This window comes from Anoxybacillus sp. ST70 (genome assembly GCF_019553625.1).
Lineage (GTDB): Bacteria > Bacillota > Bacilli > Bacillales > Anoxybacillaceae > Anoxybacillus > Anoxybacillus gonensis.
This window is the reverse complement of record NZ_JAHZOF010000001.1, coordinates 448,009-468,220: the sequence shown is the minus strand read 5'-3', so window position 1 is coordinate 468,220 and position 20,212 is coordinate 448,009. Positions and strand designations below refer to the sequence as shown.

The 20,212-nt window shown below is 43.7% G+C and carries 29 protein-coding genes and 1 riboswitch; of the genes, 19 read left to right on the top strand and 10 right to left on the bottom strand.

Going from position 1 to position 20,212, the window contains the following annotated elements; translation table 11 throughout:
- Window positions 1–10 precede the first annotated feature (10 nt).
- Both K1I43_RS02455 and K1I43_RS02450 read right to left on the bottom strand, forming a co-directional pair.
- On the bottom strand, window positions 11–688 hold the full coding sequence (locus K1I43_RS02455) for a hypothetical protein (protein ID WP_012575632.1): 678 nt from the start codon (window positions 686–688) through the stop codon (window positions 11–13).
- 89 nt (window positions 689–777) lie between these two features.
- Complete coding sequence (locus K1I43_RS02450; protein ID WP_043964664.1) at window positions 778–1,497, bottom strand: BMQ_0737 family morphogenetic spore coat protein; 720 nt, start codon at window positions 1,495–1,497, stop codon at window positions 778–780.
- Window positions 1,498–1,652: 155 nt separating this feature from the next.
- Between K1I43_RS02450 and K1I43_RS02445 the strand changes: the two genes are divergently transcribed.
- The 9 genes from K1I43_RS02445 to K1I43_RS02405 all read left to right on the top strand — a co-directional run bounded on the left by K1I43_RS02445 (window position 1,653) and on the right by K1I43_RS02405 (window position 6,047).
- Window positions 1,653–1,916: a spore coat protein regulator YlbO gene (locus tag K1I43_RS02445; protein ID WP_009362153.1), complete on the top strand. Its 264-nt coding sequence runs from the start codon at window positions 1,653–1,655 to the stop codon at window positions 1,914–1,916.
- A 206-nt stretch (window positions 1,917–2,122) separates the two neighbouring features.
- On the top strand, window positions 2,123–2,314 hold the full coding sequence (locus K1I43_RS02440) for a phage holin family protein (RefSeq protein ID WP_009362151.1): 192 nt from the start codon (window positions 2,123–2,125) through the stop codon (window positions 2,312–2,314).
- Window positions 2,315–2,395: 81 nt separating this feature from the next.
- Complete coding sequence (locus K1I43_RS02435; protein WP_009362150.1) at window positions 2,396–2,599, top strand: DUF1657 domain-containing protein; 204 nt, start codon at window positions 2,396–2,398, stop codon at window positions 2,597–2,599.
- Between the two features lie 58 nt (window positions 2,600–2,657).
- Window positions 2,658–3,113 carry a YhcN/YlaJ family sporulation lipoprotein gene (locus K1I43_RS02430; RefSeq protein WP_043964666.1) on the top strand — a complete coding sequence of 152 codons (456 nt, stop codon included), beginning with the start codon at window positions 2,658–2,660 and terminating at the stop codon, window positions 3,111–3,113.
- Window positions 3,114–3,125: 12 nt separating this feature from the next.
- A complete protein-coding gene (gene spoVAC / locus K1I43_RS02425) occupies window positions 3,126–3,608 on the top strand; it encodes a stage V sporulation protein AC (protein ID WP_009362148.1) in 483 nt (160 codons plus the stop codon).
- Window positions 3,605–4,621, top strand: coding sequence for a stage V sporulation protein AD (gene spoVAD / locus K1I43_RS02420; protein ID WP_041638727.1), 1,017 nt, complete (start codon window positions 3,605–3,607; stop codon window positions 4,619–4,621). Before spoVAC ends, spoVAD begins: the two co-directional genes overlap by 4 nt.
- Window positions 4,618–4,974 carry a stage V sporulation protein AE gene (gene spoVAE / locus K1I43_RS02415; RefSeq protein WP_012575626.1) on the top strand — a complete coding sequence of 119 codons (357 nt, stop codon included), beginning with the start codon at window positions 4,618–4,620 and terminating at the stop codon, window positions 4,972–4,974. Before spoVAD ends, spoVAE begins: the two co-directional genes overlap by 4 nt.
- A 6-nt stretch (window positions 4,975–4,980) precedes the next feature.
- Window positions 4,981–5,187 (top strand): DUF1657 domain-containing protein, encoded by a 207-nt coding sequence (locus K1I43_RS02410; RefSeq protein WP_009362145.1) that lies wholly within the window; start codon window positions 4,981–4,983, stop codon window positions 5,185–5,187.
- 2 nt (window positions 5,188–5,189) lie between these two features.
- The gene (locus K1I43_RS02405) at window positions 5,190–6,047 is read left to right on the top strand and encodes a DUF421 domain-containing protein (RefSeq protein ID WP_136260473.1); all 858 of its coding nucleotides are present in this window, start codon (window positions 5,190–5,192) and stop codon (window positions 6,045–6,047) included.
- A gap of 53 nt (window positions 6,048–6,100) precedes the next feature.
- Here K1I43_RS02405 and K1I43_RS02400 read toward each other — a convergent pair whose 3' ends face one another.
- The gene (locus tag K1I43_RS02400; protein WP_136260474.1) at window positions 6,101–6,418 is read right to left on the bottom strand and encodes a thioredoxin family protein; all 318 of its coding nucleotides are present in this window, start codon (window positions 6,416–6,418) and stop codon (window positions 6,101–6,103) included.
- A gap of 88 nt (window positions 6,419–6,506) precedes the next feature.
- Between K1I43_RS02400 and K1I43_RS02395 the strand changes: the two genes are divergently transcribed.
- From K1I43_RS02395 to spoVIF, 3 genes are all read left to right on the top strand, one after another.
- Window positions 6,507–6,740, top strand: coding sequence for a hypothetical protein (locus K1I43_RS02395; protein ID WP_009362141.1), 234 nt, complete (start codon window positions 6,507–6,509; stop codon window positions 6,738–6,740).
- Window positions 6,741–6,807: 67 nt separating this feature from the next.
- Window positions 6,808–6,936, top strand: a complete 129-nt coding sequence (locus K1I43_RS02390) for a YjcZ family sporulation protein (RefSeq protein WP_009362140.1) — start codon at window positions 6,808–6,810, stop codon at window positions 6,934–6,936.
- Between the two features lie 89 nt (window positions 6,937–7,025).
- The gene (gene spoVIF, locus K1I43_RS02385) at window positions 7,026–7,280 is read left to right on the top strand and encodes a sporulation-specific transcription regulator SpoVIF (protein WP_009362139.1); all 255 of its coding nucleotides are present in this window, start codon (window positions 7,026–7,028) and stop codon (window positions 7,278–7,280) included.
- A 17-nt stretch (window positions 7,281–7,297) separates the two neighbouring features.
- Here the strand turns inward: spoVIF and K1I43_RS02380 are convergent, their stop codons facing one another.
- Window positions 7,298–9,421, bottom strand: a complete 2,124-nt coding sequence (locus tag K1I43_RS02380; protein WP_136260475.1) for an ATP-dependent helicase — start codon at window positions 9,419–9,421, stop codon at window positions 7,298–7,300.
- 109 nt (window positions 9,422–9,530) lie between these two features.
- Between K1I43_RS02380 and K1I43_RS02375 the strand changes: the two genes are divergently transcribed.
- Window positions 9,531–9,668: a hypothetical protein gene (locus K1I43_RS02375; RefSeq protein WP_019418188.1), complete on the top strand. Its 138-nt coding sequence runs from the start codon at window positions 9,531–9,533 to the stop codon at window positions 9,666–9,668.
- On the opposite strand, the gene K1I43_RS02370 is transcribed toward K1I43_RS02375, so the two are convergent.
- The 4 genes from K1I43_RS02370 to K1I43_RS02355 form a co-directional block, all read right to left on the bottom strand.
- Window positions 9,665–10,342, bottom strand: coding sequence for a DUF421 domain-containing protein (locus tag K1I43_RS02370; RefSeq protein ID WP_019418187.1), 678 nt, complete (start codon window positions 10,340–10,342; stop codon window positions 9,665–9,667). The two genes, K1I43_RS02375 and K1I43_RS02370, sit on opposite strands and share 4 nt — an antisense overlap.
- 66 nt (window positions 10,343–10,408) lie before the next feature.
- Window positions 10,409–10,834 (bottom strand): GNAT family N-acetyltransferase, encoded by a 426-nt coding sequence (locus K1I43_RS02365; protein ID WP_009362135.1) that lies wholly within the window; start codon window positions 10,832–10,834, stop codon window positions 10,409–10,411.
- Between the two features lie 4 nt (window positions 10,835–10,838).
- Window positions 10,839–11,351, bottom strand: coding sequence for a YjcG family protein (locus K1I43_RS02360; protein ID WP_026011776.1), 513 nt, complete (start codon window positions 11,349–11,351; stop codon window positions 10,839–10,841).
- Window positions 11,352–11,411: 60 nt separating this feature from the next.
- Window positions 11,412–12,104 (bottom strand): alpha/beta hydrolase, encoded by a 693-nt coding sequence (locus K1I43_RS02355; protein WP_026011775.1) that lies wholly within the window; start codon window positions 12,102–12,104, stop codon window positions 11,412–11,414.
- A gap of 227 nt (window positions 12,105–12,331) precedes the next feature.
- Here K1I43_RS02355 and K1I43_RS02350 point away from each other — a divergent pair, with 227 nt between their 5' ends.
- The 3 genes from K1I43_RS02350 to K1I43_RS02340 all read left to right on the top strand — a co-directional run bounded on the left by K1I43_RS02350 (window position 12,332) and on the right by K1I43_RS02340 (window position 15,164).
- Entirely contained in the window at window positions 12,332–13,549 is a 1,218-nt protein-coding gene (locus K1I43_RS02350) for an RNA-guided endonuclease InsQ/TnpB family protein (protein ID WP_116052112.1), read from the top strand.
- A gap of 100 nt (window positions 13,550–13,649) precedes the next feature.
- Window positions 13,650–14,165, top strand: coding sequence for a phosphatidylglycerophosphatase A family protein (locus K1I43_RS02345; protein ID WP_009362761.1), 516 nt, complete (start codon window positions 13,650–13,652; stop codon window positions 14,163–14,165).
- Between the two features lie 123 nt (window positions 14,166–14,288).
- Entirely contained in the window at window positions 14,289–15,164 is an 876-nt protein-coding gene (locus K1I43_RS02340; RefSeq protein WP_019417665.1) for an Rpn family recombination-promoting nuclease/putative transposase, read from the top strand.
- Between the two features lie 28 nt (window positions 15,165–15,192).
- Here K1I43_RS02340 and mscL read toward each other — a convergent pair whose 3' ends face one another.
- The gene (mscL, locus tag K1I43_RS02335) at window positions 15,193–15,588 is read right to left on the bottom strand and encodes a large conductance mechanosensitive channel protein MscL (RefSeq protein WP_009362741.1); all 396 of its coding nucleotides are present in this window, start codon (window positions 15,586–15,588) and stop codon (window positions 15,193–15,195) included.
- Window positions 15,589–15,713: 125 nt separating this feature from the next.
- Here mscL and K1I43_RS02330 point away from each other — a divergent pair, with 125 nt between their 5' ends.
- The 3 genes from K1I43_RS02330 to metC all read left to right on the top strand — a co-directional run bounded on the left by K1I43_RS02330 (window position 15,714) and on the right by metC (window position 19,547).
- Window positions 15,714–16,196: a cupin domain-containing protein gene (locus tag K1I43_RS02330; protein ID WP_019417664.1), complete on the top strand. Its 483-nt coding sequence runs from the start codon at window positions 15,714–15,716 to the stop codon at window positions 16,194–16,196.
- Window positions 16,197–17,120: 924 nt separating this feature from the next.
- A riboswitch (SAM riboswitch) is annotated at window positions 17,121–17,228 on the top strand.
- 72 nt (window positions 17,229–17,300) lie between these two features.
- Window positions 17,301–18,404: a methionine biosynthesis PLP-dependent protein gene (locus K1I43_RS02325; protein WP_136260446.1), complete on the top strand. Its 1,104-nt coding sequence runs from the start codon at window positions 17,301–17,303 to the stop codon at window positions 18,402–18,404.
- A gap of 3 nt (window positions 18,405–18,407) precedes the next feature.
- Window positions 18,408–19,547, top strand: a complete 1,140-nt coding sequence (metC, locus tag K1I43_RS02320; protein ID WP_019417663.1) for a cystathionine beta-lyase — start codon at window positions 18,408–18,410, stop codon at window positions 19,545–19,547.
- A 19-nt stretch (window positions 19,548–19,566) separates the two neighbouring features.
- Here metC and K1I43_RS02315 read toward each other — a convergent pair whose 3' ends face one another.
- Window positions 19,567–20,103 (bottom strand): HD domain-containing protein, encoded by a 537-nt coding sequence (locus K1I43_RS02315; protein WP_075039675.1) that lies wholly within the window; start codon window positions 20,101–20,103, stop codon window positions 19,567–19,569.
- Window positions 20,104–20,212: the final 109 nt, after the last annotated feature.

Sequence of the window (20,212 nt, the reverse complement as noted above, 5' to 3'; positions counted from 1 at the left end):
AAACGCCTGCTTATTTATTTACAACAATATAATTAGAAGATGATACCCCTTGTTTCAGTTGGCGGAAATAGACGAATGCTTCCACGACAACGGTTTGGATGATGCGCAATTCAAATGACGGAAAGCGCAGTTGTTCGTTCGGTAAAAGGGTTGTTTCGGCGATGGGCTTTAACCAATATTCTCCTTCTTTCATTTTTTCACGCCAATGTTCGACCGCAAATGTCCAGCCGCCTTCTTCTTGCATTTGGCGAAATGAAAATTTTCCGCTTAGTTGCGCGTGATCGGGAGGGCGAAGACGAAGGCAAATAATCGGATCGTTAAGCGGTGTATTGCCGCTATTTTCGATGACGAAATCACCGATAATGGTCGCATCTTCCTCTTTTTGTTCTGGCATCATGACAGTGTACGTGAAATAAGCATAGGCGCGCACGACGTCTTGTTTGATTTCTTTTTTCCGCCGTTTTTCTTCCTCAAGCGCCACTTCGTAAAAAAGAAGTTGTTGTTTTAACTGTTCAATCGTTTGTTCATATTCGTCGAGTTGCTCCAGTTTTTTTTGGACATATTGATTGCGCAATTGCTCGCGCTTTAACTCTGTTTCGACAAGCTGTAATAGCTGTTTATATTTTGCCACTTCCGAGCGGTAATGAATAATTTTTTGTTGGAGTTGAATATGTTGGCTGTTCATCATGTACCTCCTTTCTCTATTTCATATATATGTAGCAATGAAAGGAAACATCAATAAAAAAAGGCTGCTGAACGACAACAGCCTTTCATTCATTAATGTGCTGGGAATACTTCTGGGCATTGCGGTGGGAATTTGTCTGTTGGGCAAAGTGTTGCTTCTAAAATTTCTTCGCGCGGTTGGCAGAAGCGTGCTTCGACTTCGATTTTTACGTCTGCTTCCATTTGCACTTCTAAGCATAATGTAATCGATACATCAAGCTGTGAGAAGTTGTCAGTGCAAATTAAGCTTGCGTCACATTCGAAAAACGAAATGTGGCAGTCGAGCGTCGTTCCTTCTGGTGCGCATAAAATAAATGTTTGTGCTGTCGCAAACGGAATTGGGTTTGACTCGCAAACGACGTGGCCGTTCGCATTAACGACTTGCACGACGACGTGACCTTTCACAAGTGCTTTTACTTTTTGCAATGTGACTGTATCTCCGGATGGAAGTGTGACGTGCACCGGTTGACGGCCGTTTGGCTGTAAAATTTCTTGGCAAATTAACGCGTTGTTGTCAATGGTTTGATCAATGCGGTTTCCTTCATCGTCAGTTAAAAAGCAGCGAATCGAGAAATCGCCAGCGCTTAAGCCATTCGATGCGAAAAAGTCACAAACCGTTTGCCCGTGGCGTGGACATTTGCTTTCAGGAAAGATCGTCTCCAAATCCCCGTTTGAAAAACTACGCAACGGCACATCGACTTGACGAGTAACCCAGTCATACACTTTGCGTGTTTTAATACACACTTTTTCTTTACGCTCTTTATGATGCGTCATGCCTCGTTCCTCCTATTTCAGTTTTTCCCGTCGCATGTATCGGGACTACTGTATAGTATGAGAAAGGTAGGTAAGTGTGCAGGGATATGTGCGGAATTTTTTTGTCATAAATCGCGACGTTTTCGAATTGTTATGTAGTAGAAAGGAGGAGGGATATGCAAGAAATAGACGTATTGCGGGCAGAAAACGTGTTGTTAAAAGAATTGGCGGCGTTAAGCGAACAACGTTATGAAGAAATTAAACGATTAAGAAAAGAAAACGAGGAACTAAAAAAACAGCTAGAACAATTAACGAAACAGCTATTCGGGCAAGGGACGGATTCATGGTTTATGCATACGGTCAAACGCCAACAAGCGTTAAAGCAAGGTGTACAACTGCCGCTTTCGACGCCATTTTCATTTGCAGAAAAAAAGAAATAGGGAAAACGCATAGTCGTTCGCTCCATCTTTTTCATATGCTATTGTATCTTACATGTGTGGAGGGTTTGCTATGGAAAAGAAAAAACCGATTGTCCTCGGTGGAACACAAACAACGAAAGTATACACATCGTCACCTGCTCCTGTGAAAAAAACAGGCGGTTGCGGATGCGGAAAGAAATTAAAACAATAGCGGGGAGGGGAAAAAGATGGAGCGTTTTAAAAATTACGGGCTATGGTTAGCGATCGGTTCATTTATCCCGCTTTTATTACAGACGTTTGGCATTGATTTAGATTTAGGGAAATACGAGCAATTATGGAATGCGTTTTTAAGCATTTTAGTCATGGCAGGTATTTTAAATAATCCGTCGCTTGGGAACGGATTTCGCGATAAACGTTAGCTCCTTCGGGGGCTATTTTTTTTGTATAACTTTTTCGGATCAGCGCATGCTATGTGATGAAAAAACGAAGGAGGTTTTTATATGACTGTTGCAAGTTCTGTAAAGCAAACGTTAGCGGGGTTGAAATCAGCGCAGGCAAGTTTTGAAACGTTCGCCTTGCAAACGGAAAATGAAAAGGCAAAACAATTGTATCAACAAGCAGCGCAACAAACGCAAGCGATCGTCGATTTAGTTGCCCCACGCTTGCAAGAAATTGAACAAGAAGAGCCGCAATATAAACAATAAGTCATTTGGGTGTCCAATCGGGACGCCCTTTCGTTACATGAATAGAAAGGTGAACGCCATGAAAAAATGGTTTGTACTTATGAGTATGTTTTTTCTTATAAGTTGTGCGCATGAACAAAAAGAACAACAACAGTCGCTTCAACAAGAAAACATGACAAACGTCAGCCATGACGGAAGCGCGAAACGAAGCGATCAACAACAGGCAAAACGGGCGGTTGATATGTTAAAGGAGAGGCAAGATGTCAAAGATGCGGTTGCCGTCGAAGCGAACGGGCGGCTGCTTGTCGCATATCAAGTGAAACATTTGCATCGCTTTCGCATGAAACAAATTGAAAAAGAGGTAGGAAAAGCGCTGAATGAACAATTTCGCGAAAAAGTGATCGCATCGCACGATTTGAAAATTTTTTGGAAAACGAAAGCGTTAAAAGAAAAAATCGAAACGAAAAACATAAGCGAAAAAGAAATCGAAAAAGAAATGACAGTCATTCAAAAATTAAGTGAAGAACAAACGTAGCGAGGTGAGAGGATGGCGAATGAAAAACGGAAAAATTTAACGCCCGTTCAACAAGAGTATCATCAATTTGAACAAGCGCGTGAAACGAAGCGTCCGGTGTTGAAAAACTGTGTGCGCGCCTTTTTTGTCGGAGGTTTGATTTGTACCATCGGACAAGCCATTTCGTATTTTTACATGTATTTTTTCGACTTTACGGAAAAAACGGTCGGCAATCCGACGGTGGCGACGATGGTATTTATCGCCATGTTGTTAACCGGGTTTGGTGTGTACGACCGATTGGCGCAATTTGCAGGGGCAGGAAGCGCTGTGCCTGTCACCGGATTTGGCAATGCTGTCATTTCAGCAGCCATTGAACATCGGACGGAAGGGTTTGTGCTTGGCGTTGGCGGCAATATGTTTAAGCTAGCCGGTTCCGTCATTTTGTTCGGTACGTTTTCTGCGTTTGTCGTGGCGCTCATTAAAACGATTGCGGTGAAATGGGGTGGGCTCGGATGATGAAAGGGCATCGCACATGGGTGTTTGAAAACCGTCCGGTCATCGTCGCTACCGCAACGGTCGGTGGACCGTTTGAAGCGAACGGAAAGATTGCCGATGATTTTGACTTGTTGCATGAAGATCTTTGGCTTGGAGAAGATTCGTATGAAAAAGCGCATAAAGTGCTATTTGAAGAAGCGTTTTTTCAAGCGATGAAAAAAGCGCGCATCGAAAAAGAACAAGTGCAGTTTATTATTGCAGGAGATTTAATTAATCAAATGACCCCTTCAAGCTTTGCCGCCCGCACGCTCAGCACTCCGTATTTAGGCGTATTTGGCGCCTGCTCGACGTCGATGGAAGCGCTCGCTTTAAGTGCATTTATCGTCAATTACGGTGGGGCGAAGTACATATTAACAGGCGCCGCTAGCCATAACGCGGCGGTTGAAAAACAGTTTCGCTATCCGACCGAATACGGTGGACAAAAGCCGCCGACAGCGCAATGGACGGTGACAGGGGCAGGGGTGGCGCTCGTCGGAAAAGAAGGAGATGGACCGCGCATTACGTCGGCAACGATTGGGAGAGTCGTCGACATGGGATTGACAGACCCGTTTAATATGGGTGGGGCGATGGCACCAGCGGCGGTCGATACGATTGAGGCGCACGTTCGCGATATGGGAATCGATCCGTCGTATTACGATCTCATCGTTACAGGCGATTTAGGAAAAATCGGGCGCACCGTTTCCCTTGATCTGTTGCGGAAAAACGGGATGGAGCTTGAAGAAGAGCGGTATCAAGATTGCGGATTACTCATTTATCGAGAAGGGCAGCCGGTGTTGTCGGGAGGAAGCGGGGCAGGGTGTTCGGCGACAGTCGTGTACGGTCATTTGTTACATCGCATGAAGCGAGGGGAAATAAAGCGAATGCTTGTCGTTGCGACAGGGGCGCTTTTATCACCGCTCACGTTTCAACAAGGGGAAACGATTCCGTGCATTGCGCATGCAGTAGCGATTGAGTATGGAGGCGATGATCGATGATGGCGATGTTTTTTTGGGCATTTGTCGTCGGAGGGCTTATTTGCGTTATCGGGCAAGTGATGTTTGATGTGTTTAAGTTGACGCCTGCTCATACGTTAAGCGCGCTCGTTGTTGCTGGAGCGATTTTAGACGGATTTGGGTTGTACGAGCCGCTTATTGATTTTGCAGGTGCAGGGGCAACGATTCCGATTACAAGTTTCGGGAATGCGCTCGTACACGGGGCGATGCAAGAGGCGGAAAAGCATGGCATCGTCGGGGTGTTGACGGGCATGTTTGAAGTGACGAGCGCCGGCATTTCTGCCGCCATCGTGTTCGGTTTTATCGGAGCATTATTATTTAAACCGAAAGGATAGATGGAGATGACGATTGGTTCACAAGTGAAACAAAGTTTAGCGAATATGAAAGCGATTCATGCGACGTTGCAAGAGCTTGCGCTTACTTCAACGAACGAGGAGGCGCAGCGTACGTTTCATGAAGCGATGTTACAGACGGAACAAATGATTGCGGCGCTGAAAGGGCGTATCTCGACGCTTGAGCGCGAGGAGCCGCAATATAAGGGGATGTAAACATGCCAGCATGGTTAGAAGTGGCGATTCGTTCGATTTGCATTTTAATCGGCCTATTTGTCATTACAAAATTATTAGGAAAAAAGCAATTATCCAAATTGTCGTTTTTTGAATATATCGTCGGCATTACGATCGGGGATATTGCCGGATCGATGTCGATGGATTTAGATATTCGACTAACTGAAGGAATCACAAGCATTTTAATTTGGTCGCTTTTCCCTGTTGCTATTTCGATCATTTCGTTGCGAAGTAAAAAATTTCGCGACTTCGTCGAAGGCAACTCGACCGTATTTATTAAAGACGGAAAAATTTTAGAGGACAATTTGAAAAAAGAAAAATATACAGCCGACGAACTGCTTGAGCAACTGCGGAAAAAAGATGTGTTTCGCGTCGCGGATGTCGAATTTGCGACGCTTGAGGCAAACGGTGATTTAAGCATTTTGCTAAAGCGTGACAAACAGCCGCTGACGATTGGAGACGTACAATCGTACGTTCCAGAGGAAAAAGAGCCACAAACGGTCATTATGGACGGAAAAATTTTAGACGAACCGCTTGCGACAGCCCGCCTAAACCGCGGATGGTTAAAGCAACAGCTCGATCAAATGGGGGTTGCTGTCGAAAACGTTTTTTTAGCGCAAGTCGATTCGTACGGTCAGCTTACTGTCGATTTGTATGACGACCGCATTCAAGTACCAGCGCCACAACAAAAACAACTATTGCTTGCATCGATGAAAAAAGCAGAAGCCGACTTTGAACTATTCGCCTTGCAAACAAACGATCCGAAAGCAAAACAAATGTATGAACAACAAGCGAAACAAATGCAACAACTTATTCAAAAACTACAACCGTTTTTAACTTAAGCCACGGCACGCACGTGGCTTTTTCGTGTGGGGAATTCAAACAATCAGCCAAATTAGCTGATTGTTTGAAGAAACTCCTCGACTTGTTCGCGCGTTTTGGCATTGGCGCTATGTAAGTGAGCGATTTTTTCCCCGTTTTGGAATACAAGTAAGCTTGGAATGCCCATGACGTTGTACGTTTCTGCGATGTCTGGCACATCGTCGCGATTGATGTCATACCACATAAATTGCGGGTACGCCGCAATGACTTCATCGATAAATTGATCCATGCGCACGCAATCTGGGCACCATGTTGTAAAAAATTTAACGACAACCGGCGTGCTGGAGGCGATCGCCTGTTCAAATTGTTGTGTGTTTTGTAGTCGTTCCATATGACACGTCCTTTCTTTTCATTTCGTCTTTTATTTTAGCACACGTTTCTGTTTTTTACGTATGAAAAAGCAAAGGGGGGAAGAGGCGATGAACAAATTCGAAAAAGAACTGCAATCATATGCGCGGGCAAAACATGAAAAGCACGATGCGCTTATGAAGGCGTTTGAAACGTGGGGAAAAGACATGGAAGCGACGTTAAATAAATTAGAAAAAATAAATGATGCCCTATTTCAACAGTTTCAAGCGAACATGAGCGATGCCGAGGCGTTTTTTGCGAAAAAAGAAAAACAGTTTGCGCGCATGTTTCATCATTTTCGCTAAAGCGCCCATACCAAATGAAATTCGGTGCATATGATGTAAGCGAAAACGTTGAAGGAGGTGGAGTCTCATGGGCTTCGGATATTGCGGATATGGTTACGGTGGCTACGGCTACGGCGGCGGATACGGTTCAACATTCGTGTTAATCGTTGTGTTGTTCATCTTATTGATTATTGTTGGTGCAGCGTTCGTTCACTAAGAAGAGGCGTTCCAAAGGATCAAACCTTTGGAACGTTTTTTTTTTGTTTTTCATATGCTGAAAAAGAAAAATGAAGGAGGCGGAGGAAGATGGATCAACATTTTTTTAAAAATATCGAGAAGAAAACGGGCGTGAATATGCAAGATATTTTTGCGCTCGCCAATTCATTACAAAACGCCAATTTTAAAGACGAAAAAACGGTGCGCGGCATCGTCAAACGCGTCGCACAAATTGCGAATCGCAACGTGCCAAAAGAATTGGAAGATAAAATTGTGCAATCGATCGTCAACAACGGAAAACAAATCGATTTTAACACGATTGCGAACATGTTAAATAAAAAATAACGAAAAAGCGAAAAGTCTTATACGAGGCTTTTCGCTTTTATTTCGAGAAAAGAAAGCAAGCGGGAGGTGTTTGCTTTTTTTAAGCGGCGCATGGACGGAACGGAAATAAAGAGGCGCTCTTTTGCGCGTGTGATCGCAACGTAAAGAAGGCGGCGTTCTTCTTCAAGCGGAGCGACATCTCCATTTCGATACGCCTCAAGCGCATAATCGTGCGGCAACAGTCCGTCTACTGCTCCAATGATATATACGATTGGAAACTCTAACCCTTTCGAGCGATGAATCGTCATGAGTTGAATACCGTCGTCGCACGTTTTGCTCGCATACGTTTTGACGCGCTCGACGTGAGAAAGAAACGCTTGAATCGTCTTAAATTTTCGCGCGACGACTTTCATGTCGCGCACATCATCTGATCCTTTTTCGATCGCATTTCCTTCGTTTCCGCGCTTTTTTAAAAAGTCGCCAAAGCCCATGTCTTTTTCGATAAAGTCGATCGCTTCGAGCGGTTTCATTTCTTTTACTTTCGCAAAGAGCGGAGCGATCGCGCGCAATTTTTGTTGTTGAAACGGTGGAATGCCATCGAGTTTGGCAAGCGCTTCGACGAGCGAACAGTCTTGTAAAATCGAGATCGCTTTGACGTCGTTTATGACCGTCTGTTTTAAAAACAATACGGTGACGACATCAGCAAGCGCCTGTTCGTCGTTCGGATTGATGCTTAATTGAAAAAAGCTTAATAAGTAGCGCACGATGCGACGATTGTAAAACGAGTCCGCATCTGTTGTGACAGGCAAACGAAGTTGTGAAAGCCGTTCAAAGACGGCGCGTCCTGAAGCGTTTGTCCGGCATAAAATCGCAATATCGCTCGGTTTTGCGCCTTCTTGTAGCCGTTCGACGATGTCGCATGCGATCATCGTCGCTTCTTCTTCTTCATCGTACGGAAAAAAACAGATCGGCATATGTCCGCTATCTGTTTGGGCGTTCATTTGTTTCGGAATGCGCGTGCGACTTTTCGAAATGATGCGATTAGCAAGCGAGACGATCGGATGCGGCGAGCGATAGTTTTCCGTTAGCTTCACAATTGTTGTATTTGGAAAATCTTTTTGAAATTCGTGAATAAACGATGAATCTGAGCCGCGAAACGCATAAATGGATTGGTCGTCATCGCTAACTGCGCAAATGTGATGCGTATGTGAGGCGAGCAGTTTCATCGTTTCGTATTGCACGTTGTTAATGTCTTGAAATTCATCGATGAGAAAATAATGAAACCGTTCGTGATATTGTTTCAATCGTTTTTCATCTGTTCGCAACATGTCATAGCACGCATATAACATATCATCAAAATCAAATACATCGAGCTGCCGTTTTTTTTCTTCATATTGCACGTACAACTGTACGACGCGCTCGTCCCATTCGTTTTCAATGGCGATATGATCGAGTGAGGTGAGCGTATTTTTCCAATACGAAATGCGCTGCATCGCTTCATCATACGGAAAATCGCGTTCATCGATGCCGATGTCGCGACCGATTTCTTTCATCATCCGTTCTTTTTGCCAGTCGCGAATGAGCCGCTCATGACGCCAACGAAACGGATCGGCATGTTGTAACATGCGATAAAATAAGCTATGAAACGTTCCGATAGTCGGCAACGCATCAAGGTTGTATGCATGAAGTCTTTCCGTCAGTTCTTTCGCGGCTTTTGTCGTAAAGGTGACGATCATCATGTTTGCCGCTTTGATGTGATGAGTTGCCATCATGGCAGCGGCGCGCGTCGTTAACGTGCGCGTCTTTCCGCTGCCAGCCCCCGCAAGCACAAGAAGGGGACCTTCGATGCGGCGAACGGCTTCATACTGCTCGACATCAAGCGACACGCCGCATACGGTCATTTGTTTTTTTTCTTTCGCTTGAAACGGTTCGGTTGGCTGAATGGCGATGATATTCGCTCGTTTTCGTTCTTCTCGGATGCAAGGGTCAGAAACATGATAAAAGTGCGGGGCATGTTCAATCGCTAAATGAAAGCGAACGACTCCACCGCACATCGGACACGTCCATTTGTTTCGTAAACTTTGTTCATACACGAGCTCATATTTTTCTCGCGCTAACGTATGAATATCAAATAGCTTACCGTTATATCGTGCTTTATTCATCGGTCAAACTCCTTCGTCTAACGTCAACGTCTATGTTAACAAATCATACAATAAGAGAAAAGGAGTTTTTTTATGGGTGGCGAATAAATAGACAAAGGAGGCGATTTGTATGCACATCCCACCGATTCGTTCACATCCGTTAACTGTTCCGCGCGTGACAAACATCCAACGAGCAACAAACGACAAAAAAGAACAAACGTCACAAAAGAAAAAACGACCTCAAGATCGTTCCATGAAAAAACGCTAATATGCTTGGACGTGCATCCCTTTTCCGTCTTGCCATTCGGCGTATAAAATATCGTTATAGTTTTCAAAACCAGCGTGGCGAATATGTTTTTTTAACCATTGTTCGTCCCAACCGTTCTCTTGTAAATTGTCCCAAATGACTTCCCCGTCGATAATGACCGTCACAGGCAATGTCGCTTCCGATGCAGACATGTGATGATCTTGCCGCGTCGGCTGCTCGAACGGGGCTTTTTTCATGACGCTCACTGTGCCGTCTGTTTCTAAAATGGCGTATTCCACTTCGCGAACGGAAAAGACGTTGCGGGCGCGAAGCAAATGTTGCAGTTGGTTTAGGTCGAGCTTCGTTTTTTTTAACGCTTCATACAAAATTTTTCCTTTCGAAATGACAATGACCGGTTTTCCTTCTAACAACTCGCGAAGTTCTTTTTTCTTTTGTGTAATCATCTCCGTCGTGTAAATGAGCAGTCCCCATAGTCCAATCGCAAACAATACTTTCGAGAGTCCGACTTCTGCATCGTATAAACCGTTGCCGACAAGTTCCCCGAGAACGAGGGCAGAAATAAAGTCAAACGGTGTAATTTGCGTAATTTGTGTTCGCCCAAGTATTTTCGCCATAATAAATAAGGCGATATAACCGACAACTAATTCGACCGCAATTTGTCCAAATTCGTTCATAACGATATCCTTTCGTATGTAGCTTCTTTTGTTAGTATGTCGAGTGTAAAAAAAAACATGCGACCGTTATGATCGCATGTTTTTTACCATCGTCACATGTGGAATGCCCGCGTCCAGAAAGACGTCCGATACCGTTTCGTAGCCGAGCTGCTTGTAAAACGGTTCGGCATGTGTTTGGGCGTTTAGTTTCACCTTTGTGACGTGTTGTGAAGCATATTGTTCGATCGCTTCCATGATCCGTTTGCCGATGCCGCGTCCGCGATATGCTGGAAGGACGCAAATGCGTTCGATTTTCCCGACGTCATCGATTGTACGAAAACGTCCTGCGGCAATCGGTTGATCGTCATCGTATATGACGAAATGAACCGATTCACGCTCGAATGCGTCAATTTCTTCTTCTTCCGATACCCCTTGTTCGTCAATAAAGACGGCGCGGCGAACAAAAAGGGCATCGTGCCAAAGCGCTTCGTCTTGTCCTCGTTTGACGTACATGTGGTTATTCCTTTCCAAGATGAAATGTTTCGTATGCTGACCACGATCCGTTTTCAAGTTGATATAGTAAATGGAAGCGGTCGACTTGTTCTTCAAAGTAGACAGACTGCATCTTGAAGCGGCCGAATACGTCCGAATATTCGTCGTTTGACAAGTTGCGTGCGATCGTAATATGCGGCACGAACGCATAGTCTGTTTGTTCAACAAACGGCGGACGATGCAATTTTTCATGCAGCTGAGCGAGTGGCTCTGTTTTTTCCACTTTTAAATAAATGACGTTATTGACCGGATAAAACGAACTAAATTTTGTGACGCGCAACGGAAACGGTTCTGTTTCGCGCGCGATGTCGCGAAGTTGTTGAACGAGCTCATTGAGCTTGTCTTCCTCCACGTCAAACGCATATTTTAGCGTAATATGTGGCGGAATGAGGGCGTAATGAGAGTCGTACCGTTTGCGATACGAATTCGCAAAATCTTGAATTTTTTTTGATGGAAAAATCGCGATACCACATTTCATGCGACCTTCCTCCTTTCGTCATTATACTTATATATTATAACAAATTTTCGGAAAATACTGTTACATTTCAATCACTTTTTTTAATCCGATTGGCAAATTTGGTTGCCAGTATGTCCAAGAATGGTCGCCGTCAAACTCGTCATAATGATAGCGGCTTTGTTTCGTTCCGAGAACGTGCGAAAGGGCGCGATTCGGTTCAATGAAGTTGCGCACCATTCCGTCTGTCGTTTTTACGTCTGTCTCTTGTTTACCGACGGAATGATAAAGCGCAAGCAAATGCCAGTCCGTAAATGATTGTACGTGCGCCATCACATCATCGTTCACATATGGCGACTGCATGACAACTTTGCCAAACGTATGTGGATATGTCATCGCAGTAAGAAGCGAAACGGTGCCTGCGAGCGAATCGCCAACGAGAATGCGCGTTGTACCCATTTGATATGTCGAAAAATGTTCATCAACGAGCGGCGCCAGTTCGTTCGCAAGAAAGCGCATGTATGCTTCCCGTTTTTTTCCGTTCGGATGATATTTCTCATAGCGATCTGACACGTTGCGATAAGGCACGCCGATGACGACAGCACGTATGCCAAGCTCATCGATGACGCGTGCGATTTTTCCGAACATAAAATAATCTTGTCCATCTTGTGCGATGATGACGAGATGTTTATAAAGCGGCGTGACAGGTTTAGAGCAATATACAGGTAACGATAGTTCCTCGTCTAAATATTGGCTGTGAAGTGTTAACTCTTGCATGTTCTCCCATCCTTTTTCGACGTTGTTCTTTCTTATCGTACCACATTTCTGCATTTTTTGTCGTTGCGTGATATGGTTCTGTTTTTTCATTCAATCGTAAAAATATATTAAACATTTTGATAAAATATATTTGAGATCCCACTTCTTTCGTGATTATCTTTACATCTTATTGCATGGCTCTCTGATGAACATGTATAGTAAAAGAGAGAGCGAGGTGAACAACGATCATGATGGCGAATCGAGTGGAAAGGCATATGATTTGCGCCACTCATCCGTATTATCCGATGATCGACGAGTATTGTTTTCGGTCAAAAAACTTGTACAACTTCGCCAACTATCAAGTGAGGCAAACGTTTTTTCAACAAGGCATGTATCTTTCTTACAACAAGCTAGACAAGCTGCTGAAAACAGAAGGGATGGATGCAGACTATCGAGCGATGCCAATGGCTCAATGTGCCCAACAAACGTTAAGAATGCTCCATCAAAATTGGCAATCATTTTTTAAATCGATGAAAGATTGGGCAAAAAACAAAGACAAATATACAGGCAGACCGAAACCGCCCAAATATCTCAAAAAAGACGGACGGTATGTACTTGTGCTAACGAATCAATCATGCAAAGTCGTCGATGAACACATCACGTTTCCTGCCTGCTTTCAAGGGTTTCGGTTAAAGACAAACATGAAAGGGAAGCTTCAACAAGTCCGATTCGTTCCAAAACACCGCCATATCATCGTCGAAGTTGTTTACAAAATCCCTATTCCGCCGCAAAAACAAGATCATAACAGATATATCAGTATTGATTTGGGTTTAGATAACTTTGCAACCATTGTGAACAATGTGGGGAAACAACCGATCGTCATCAATGGTAAAGGTCTAAAATCCGCCAATCAATACTATAACAAACAAATGAGCCACTATCGCAAAGTAGCGAAACAGATGAATGGACTCGATTGGACAAAACGAATGAGCAAAATGACAGAGAAACGAAATCGCATCGTAGAAAACTTTATGCACCAAGCGAGTGCCTTTGTCATCAAACATGCGTTGTCTTTAGACTGCGATACGATTGTGGTGGGGATGAATAAAGATTGGAAGCGTGAAGTCCATCTCGGAAAGCGCACAAATCAAGCGTTCGTTCACATTCCGTATCAAACGTTTCTTCATCAGTTGCAGTACAAAGCGGTACAGCATGGGATTCGTGTCGTCGTGACAGAAGAAAGCTACACATCGAAATGCAGTTTTTTAGACATGGAAGAAATGAAGAAACAAAAACAATACAAAGGAAAACGAATCAAGCGCGGGCTGTTTCAATCTGAAAACGGAACGCTTATCCACGCAGATGTCAATGGGGCATACAACATTATGAGAAAAGTATTCCCAAAGGCGTTTGCCAATGGGATAGCGGGTGTGGGGTTACACCCGATCCGAGTACATGTCGTTTAAACGACGTGGACGGATAAACAATTTTATTAAAATCTTTACCATTATTCTATGATTTTGATAAAATTGATAACCTAATGAGAGAACGAGAGGAGGATGAGGAATGAAGCGCGTATCTAGTCAAGAAGTGTATGAAAGAACGTTGCAACTATTAACGGAACGTGGTGTGACGATTCCAGCGATTGCTGAGATTGTATATGAAATGCAAAGTCCGTACAATAAAAATTTAACGATGGCAGAATGTATTGAAAGCGTAGAAAAAGTGTTACAAAAACGCGAAGTACAACATGCGATTTTAGTTGGTATTGAGCTTGATAAACTTGCAGAAAACGGCATGTTGTCACAGCCGCTTCAAACGATTGTCGAAACGGATGAAGGGCTGTTTGGCGTCGATGAAACGTTGGCATTAGGAGCGGTTCTCGGATACGGAAGCATTGCAGTGACAACGTTTGGACATCTTGACAAAAATAAAGTAGGAATCATTAAACAGCTTGATACGAAACGTGGCAAAGGTGTGCATACGTTTTTAGACGACTTAGTCGCAAGCGTTGCCGCAAGCGCCTCTGGTCGCCTTGCGCACAACTTGCGCGATGAGGAAGAAGCGGCATTAAATGCGTAAAAGAAGCCGTAAATCCGTATGGGTTTACGGCTTTTTTAGGGAAGAGATGTGAACATCACATGCAGGAAAATAGTCGATGTTGTCGAATAAAAACATCGAAACGATTGTATGCGAGGTGACTATATGTCCATTGACCACGATCGTCTGTTTAAAGAGTTGATCCAAACGTTTTTTGAGGAGTTTATTGTTCTCTTTTTCCCAGCCATGCACGAGCATATCGACTTTCACCATTTGTCGTTTTTATCCGAGGAGCTGTTCACCGATGTGACGGCAGGGGAGAAGTACCGCGTCGATTTGCTTGTCGAAACGAAGCTGAAAGGCGAAGACGGGCTTGTGATTGTGCATATCGAAAATCAAAGCTACGTTCAACCATCATTTCCAGAACGGATGTTTATTTATTTTAGCCGTTTGTTTGAAAAGTACCGTAAACCCATCGTACCTATTGCCGTATTTAGCTACGATACGATCCGCGACGAACCATCGACATTTACCCTCCAATTTCCATTTGGCCACGTGCTAGACTTTCGCTTTTTCACTTTGGAACTTCGCAAACAAAACTGGCGAAATTACGTTCGAAATGATAACCCTATTGCCGCTGCACTGCTAAGCAAAATGGGATATACTGAAAGTGAACGAGTAGAACTGAAAAAACAATTTTTACGTATGCTTGTCCGGTTGGAGTTAGACGAAGCGAAACAACGATTGCTGTTTGGCTTTTTTGAAACATATGTAAAATTATCCGATGAAGAAGAACGAAGACTACGAAGCGAGGTGAATGAAATGGAGACGAAAGAAAAAGAACAAGTGATGGAATTAATTATTTCGTATGAACAAAAGGCGTTAGAAAAGGGAAGAGAAGAAGGAGTGGAGCAAGGAATAAAACAAGGAATGAAGCGTCTTGTACAAACGATGGCGAAAAAAGGGATGAGCGTAAAAGATATTGCAAACGTTACGGATCTTTCGGAAGAAGAAGTAAAGCAGTTCGTAGAGAAAGAATGAGTGGGAAGCCCCCAAAAAGCTCTGGGGGCTATGTTGTTTCTTTTTGTTGTTTTAATAAATCGCGAATTTCTGTGAGCAGTTGTTGTTCTTTTGTGATCGTTGGTGCGGTTTGTTTCGTTTCTTCTTGTTTTTTGATTCGTTCGTGTACGTTGTTTAACAGCTTAATAAATAGAAAAATCGAAAAAGCGATCAGGAAAAAGTCAACGACGGTTTGAATAAAAGCTCCGTATTTGACTTCTGCTTCACCGACTTTCCAAGATAATCCGCTAAAATCGACGCCACCTAAAATGAGACCAACAAGTGGCATAATGATGTCATTCACGAGGGAAGAAACGATTTTTCCAAATGCTCCACCAATGATGACCCCAACAGCTAAGTCGATGACGTTGCCCCGCACAGCAAATTTCTTAAATTCGTTCCACATCGGCATGCCTCCTTTTTCCATACCTTAACATATATCCGTTCTATTTGTCGATTTTTGCATGTGAGGCGCATAGTCGGGCAGTTGTGCATAACATGGCGATGAATATGAAAAAAAGAGGTGAGAACATGTATTACTATCCGAATGTTGTGTATATGCCTGTATATCCATATCCGATCATGCCTTATCCGTTTCCGCGCGAACATACGAAAGATTACGGACCAAACCCGTTTGTCGTACAAATAGAAGAAGCGACGAAACGAAACAACATGTTCCGTACGACGTTATGGACCGGACCTCATTTGCAAGTGACATTGATGAGCCTTCGTGTCGGAGAGGATATCGGTTTAGAAATGCATCGGGGTGTTGATCAATTTTTACGTATTGAACAAGGAGAAGGGATTGTGCGGATGGGCAAAAAGAAAAACGAATTGACGTTTGAAAGACGCGTGACGGATGGCTCTGCCATTTTTGTGCCTGCAGGAACGTGGCATAATGTGATCAACATAGGGAACGTTCCGCTTAAGCTGTACTCCATTTATGCGCCGCCACAACATCCAGCCGGCACCGTCCATCCGACAAAAGCCGATGCTCTTGCAGCAAGAAAATAGGGGACAATTTTTGTCCCCTTTTTCACTGCCAAACTACAAAAAATGTGAAGTGCATCAAAAATTGCCTTGAGTACTCAACTTCAAAACCGAGAAGCTATTGACACAGTGTTGTCGGTTCTATTGGATCTGTGTATTTTGTTCATAGGAAACTGTAATGATTTGAATGCAGAATTTGAAGTATTGATATTATCTCTTTTTATGATTTTGTTCTATTAGTAATTGGATAATGTGTTCGTTTTGTTTAATTTGTATATCGCTATTTTTTTTTAGCTGGTAAGCACATTTCAAAAGAAAAAATAGTGAAAATGCAAAAATAATAATAGCTACAAGTGAAAAGTATCCCATTGCTCTCCGTCCTTAGTAATTAGTTTTCAATCAAATAATAAAAATCATTCATATGAAAAGTCTCGTAAAATCCGAATACAAAAATATTAGTCGGAAATATTGTAAGAGTAAGAATTTTTTTAATTGGAATACCTCCTAGTAATTATAATTTTAAGATATATTTTACATGATTATAGTCCGAAATTCGATATCATTCACATTATTGTAAAAAGTAAGGTTTGTCATATTCCTATATAAGGAGATTTGGGCTAAATTTCTATTACTTTTGCCTTGTGTATCGTTTCAGACATGTTGTTTTTTCGCTAAAGAATGAGTATGCGTTCCGTTATATCAGATAAGACTTATCTGTTATTTTTTATATAAAAAAGGGGTGCATCATCACAACATGTGCTTGACAAGCGATATGCTCCCCTAGACAAGGATTTGCAAAAATCATTGATTCACTGATTTTTCCTTACAAGCGGGAGGGAGACATGTTGCGAAAAAATCAAGCGCAACTTTTAGTGAAGAAAAAAGTTGCATTTTTTTTGAAAATCATGTACATTAGTTAAAAATCAGAAAATTCAATATGCGTGTGCATTCTTATCAAGAGAAGGGGAGGGACTGGCCCGATGAACCTTCAGCAACCAGCCGAAAGTGGTCAGGTGCTAAATCCAGCGGATTGGTGTTCAATTCGGAAGATAAGAAGAAGCGTTTGTCTATGGACAGAAAGCCTTCTTCTTAGAAGGCTTTTATTTTTTTGAGAAAGGGAGAGGGCGAATGAGTCATGTGGAAACAGTATTAGCGCAAATCGGTAATCGAAGCGAGACGACGACAGGAACGGTCAATCCACCTGTATATTTTTCAACAGCTTATCGTCATGAAGGGATCGGACAGTCGACGGGGTACGATTACATTCGGACAGGAAACCCGACGAGACATATCGTCGAGGAGGCGATTGCGCAATTAGAGGAAGGGGATCAAGGGTTTGCATGTAGTTCAGGCATGGCGGCGATTCAAACGGTGTTTGCGCTTTTTGAAAGCGGCGATCATTTTCTCGTTTCGGCCGATTTATATGGCGGGACGTATCGGTTGTTTGAAAAAGGGTGGAAGAAATACGGGCTGTCGTTTACATACGTCGATTTTCGCGATGTAGATGCGGTAAAGGGACAGGTGACGGACAAAACGAAAGCGATTTTTTTAGAAACGCCGACAAATCCGCTCATGCAAGAAGCGGATATCGAAGCGGTTGCGGCGTTTGCGAAACAATATGAGCTGCTTCTTATTGTCGATAATACGTTTTACACACCTGTGTTACAAAAGCCGCTCACGAAAGGGGCAGATATCGTCATTCATAGCGCGACGAAATATTTAGGCGGGCATAACGATGTGCTTGCGGGGCTCATTGTCGCAAAAGGAAAAGCGCTGTGCGAGCAATTGGCGATGTATCATAACGCGATCGGAGCGGTGCTGTCTCCGTTTGACTCATGGCTGTTAATTCGCGGCATGAAGACGCTCGCTCTTCGCATGCGTCAGCACGAACAAAATGCGAAAGCCATTTACGAATTTTTACGTGAACACGAAGACGTCACCGATGTGTTATATCCGGGAAGAGGAGGCATGTTGTCGTTTCGCGTGCGCGATGAAAAGTGGGTCAATCCGTTTTTGCGCAGTTTAACGCTCATTACGTTTGCAGAAAGTTTAGGCGGTGTCGAAAGTTTTATTACGTATCCAGCGACGCAAACGCATATGGATATTCCAGAGGATGTTCGCATTGCCAATGGCGTATGTAATCGACTGTTACGTTTTTCTGTCGGCATTGAACACCATGACGATTTAATTGCCGATTTAACACAAGCGTTTCAACGCATGAAAGAGGTGTAACAAATGGAGTGGCAAACGCAATTGCTTCACAATAAATGGCGAGTGGATGCACAAACAGGGGCAGTCAGCGTCCCGATTCATCATGCGTCGACGTTTCATCAGTTTGATTTTGATACGTTTGGAAAATATGATTATAGCCGCACAGGCAATCCAACGCGCGAGGCGCTTGAAGAAACGATCGCGGAGCTTGAAGGAGGAGTGAGCGGCTTTGCGTTCGCATCAGGCATGGCGGCGATTTCAACGGCGTTTTTGTTGTTGTCAAAAGGGGATCATGTGTTAATTACAGATGACGTATATGGCGGAACGTATCGCATCATCGCGGATGTATTAAGCCGATTTGGCATTGAATATACGTTTGTCGATATGACCGATTTAGATGCCGTAGCGCGCCATATTCGTCCGAATACGAAAGTGATTTATATGGAAACGCCGTCAAATCCGCTGCTGAAAATTACGGACATTCGCGGGGTTGTGAAGCTTGCGAAAGCCCACGGTTGTTTGACGTTTTTAGATAATACGTTCGCGACACCTTTATTGCAGCGTCCGCTCGATCTCGGCGTCGATGTCGTGCTCCATAGCGCGACGAAATTTTTAGCCGGCCATAGCGATGTCGTCGCTGGACTTGCGGTTGTGAAAGATGAGCGACTAGCCAAAGAGCTTCGGAAGTTGCAGTATGCGTTCGGTGCGGTGCTCGGCGTGCAAGATGCGTGGCTTGTGCTGCGCGGGCTAAAAACGCTTCACGTTCGGCTTGATTATGCTTCCCGTTCAGCGATGCAGCTCGCGCAGTTTTTACATCGTCATCCGAAAGTGGCGCACGTATATTATCCGGGGCTTTCGCATCACGAAGGGCACGTCATTCATCGCGATCAAGCGCGTGGGTTTGGGGCGGTGTTGTCGTTTGAATTGGAAAATGAACAAGCGGTGCGGACGTTTGTGAAATATGCGCACATTCCGGTATTTGCGGTTAGTTTAGGAGCGGTAGAGTCGATTTTATCTTATCCGGCAAAAATGTCGCATGCGGCGATGCCGAAAGCAGAACGCCTTCGTCGCGGCATTACGGACGGGTTGTTGCGCATAAGCGTCGGACTCGAGGCGATCGATGATTTAATTGCGGACTTTGAACAGGCGTTATCATATGTATAGGCTAGGCATATGCCTAGCCTTAGCTAATTTGGTCGAGGGCATCGCGTTGTAGTTGTTGCTCGACCATGCGATCGAGTTGTTGAATTTTTTTCAAAGCGAGTTCGTCATCGATTTGGCGATAGTGATGTTTGCCACCTGGTTCTTCATCTGCTTCATCGGCAAGTTTAACGATCGTCTGAAGCGGTTTTCGTTTTAGCTCTCCTTCTGGAAGATACGAATCGGTATGAAGCAAAATGGCGAGGGCGATTTCTTTGGCATGTTGAGGATGTTCACCGAGTCGAATAAGCAATTTGTGCGCTCGCTCCGCCCCTTTAATCGCATGAATGTCGTTTTGTTTATATGTTTCATAGTCCCACGTTCCGTTTGAGTACCATTCATAATGCCCAATATCATGAAGCAGTGCCGCTTTTGTCGCTAAATCGACATTTACTCCATATTGCAGGGCAAGGCGATACGCATGATATGCGGTAGCGATGGCGTGTGCGACGCCTGAACGTTTTACATATTTTTGAGTGATGGGGTGAAGGAAGATGTCAGTTAATGTGACACGTCTCATTGTGCATGCCCCCTTTTTTGTTTTTCTAATTATCATACCATGTCTTATTTAAGAAAGGCAATACATATTTTTTCTGTTTTTCTTTCATAATAAGTGAAAAAAGTATGGA

Bases quoted from the DNA above. Each gene is read 5' to 3' on its own strand.
- K1I43_RS02455 (WP_012575632.1), bottom strand. From the start codon at position 688: ATGATGAACAGCCAACATATTCAACTCCAACAAAAAATTATTCATTAC.
- K1I43_RS02325 (WP_136260446.1), top strand. From the start codon at position 17,301: ATGAGTCATGTGGAAACAGTATTAGCGCAAATCGGTAATCGAAGCGAG.
- spoVIF (WP_009362139.1), top strand. From the start codon at position 7,026: ATGGATCAACATTTTTTTAAAAATATCGAGAAGAAAACGGGCGTGAAT.
- K1I43_RS02345 (WP_009362761.1), top strand. From the start codon at position 13,650: ATGAAGCGCGTATCTAGTCAAGAAGTGTATGAAAGAACGTTGCAACTA.
- K1I43_RS02445 (WP_009362153.1), top strand. From the start codon at position 1,653: ATGCAAGAAATAGACGTATTGCGGGCAGAAAACGTGTTGTTAAAAGAA.
- K1I43_RS02360 (WP_026011776.1), bottom strand. From the start codon at position 11,351: ATGAAATGTGGTATCGCGATTTTTCCATCAAAAAAAATTCAAGATTTT.
- metC (WP_019417663.1), top strand. From the start codon at position 18,408: ATGGAGTGGCAAACGCAATTGCTTCACAATAAATGGCGAGTGGATGCA.
- spoVAE (WP_012575626.1), top strand. From the start codon at position 4,618: ATGATGGCGATGTTTTTTTGGGCATTTGTCGTCGGAGGGCTTATTTGC.
- K1I43_RS02355 (WP_026011775.1), bottom strand. From the start codon at position 12,104: ATGCAAGAGTTAACACTTCACAGCCAATATTTAGACGAGGAACTATCG.
- K1I43_RS02435 (WP_009362150.1), top strand. From the start codon at position 2,396: ATGACTGTTGCAAGTTCTGTAAAGCAAACGTTAGCGGGGTTGAAATCA.
- spoVAD (WP_041638727.1), top strand. From the start codon at position 3,605: ATGATGAAAGGGCATCGCACATGGGTGTTTGAAAACCGTCCGGTCATC.
- K1I43_RS02450 (WP_043964664.1), bottom strand. From the start codon at position 1,497: ATGACGCATCATAAAGAGCGTAAAGAAAAAGTGTGTATTAAAACACGC.
- K1I43_RS02375 (WP_019418188.1), top strand. From the start codon at position 9,531: ATGCACATCCCACCGATTCGTTCACATCCGTTAACTGTTCCGCGCGTG.
- mscL (WP_009362741.1), bottom strand. From the start codon at position 15,588: ATGTGGAACGAATTTAAGAAATTTGCTGTGCGGGGCAACGTCATCGAC.
- K1I43_RS02410 (WP_009362145.1), top strand. From the start codon at position 4,981: ATGACGATTGGTTCACAAGTGAAACAAAGTTTAGCGAATATGAAAGCG.
- K1I43_RS02370 (WP_019418187.1), bottom strand. From the start codon at position 10,342: ATGAACGAATTTGGACAAATTGCGGTCGAATTAGTTGTCGGTTATATC.
- spoVAC (WP_009362148.1), top strand. From the start codon at position 3,126: ATGGCGAATGAAAAACGGAAAAATTTAACGCCCGTTCAACAAGAGTAT.
- K1I43_RS02440 (WP_009362151.1), top strand. From the start codon at position 2,123: ATGGAGCGTTTTAAAAATTACGGGCTATGGTTAGCGATCGGTTCATTT.
- K1I43_RS02395 (WP_009362141.1), top strand. From the start codon at position 6,507: ATGAACAAATTCGAAAAAGAACTGCAATCATATGCGCGGGCAAAACAT.
- K1I43_RS02400 (WP_136260474.1), bottom strand. From the start codon at position 6,418: ATGGAACGACTACAAAACACACAACAATTTGAACAGGCGATCGCCTCC.
- K1I43_RS02405 (WP_136260473.1), top strand. From the start codon at position 5,190: ATGCCAGCATGGTTAGAAGTGGCGATTCGTTCGATTTGCATTTTAATC.
- K1I43_RS02380 (WP_136260475.1), bottom strand. From the start codon at position 9,421: ATGAATAAAGCACGATATAACGGTAAGCTATTTGATATTCATACGTTA.
- K1I43_RS02390 (WP_009362140.1), top strand. From the start codon at position 6,808: ATGGGCTTCGGATATTGCGGATATGGTTACGGTGGCTACGGCTACGGC.
- K1I43_RS02330 (WP_019417664.1), top strand. From the start codon at position 15,714: ATGTATTACTATCCGAATGTTGTGTATATGCCTGTATATCCATATCCG.
- K1I43_RS02350 (WP_116052112.1), top strand. From the start codon at position 12,332: ATGATGGCGAATCGAGTGGAAAGGCATATGATTTGCGCCACTCATCCG.
- K1I43_RS02340 (WP_019417665.1), top strand. From the start codon at position 14,289: ATGTCCATTGACCACGATCGTCTGTTTAAAGAGTTGATCCAAACGTTT.
- K1I43_RS02365 (WP_009362135.1), bottom strand. From the start codon at position 10,834: ATGTACGTCAAACGAGGACAAGACGAAGCGCTTTGGCACGATGCCCTT.
- K1I43_RS02430 (WP_043964666.1), top strand. From the start codon at position 2,658: ATGAAAAAATGGTTTGTACTTATGAGTATGTTTTTTCTTATAAGTTGT.
- K1I43_RS02315 (WP_075039675.1), bottom strand. From the start codon at position 20,103: ATGAGACGTGTCACATTAACTGACATCTTCCTTCACCCCATCACTCAA.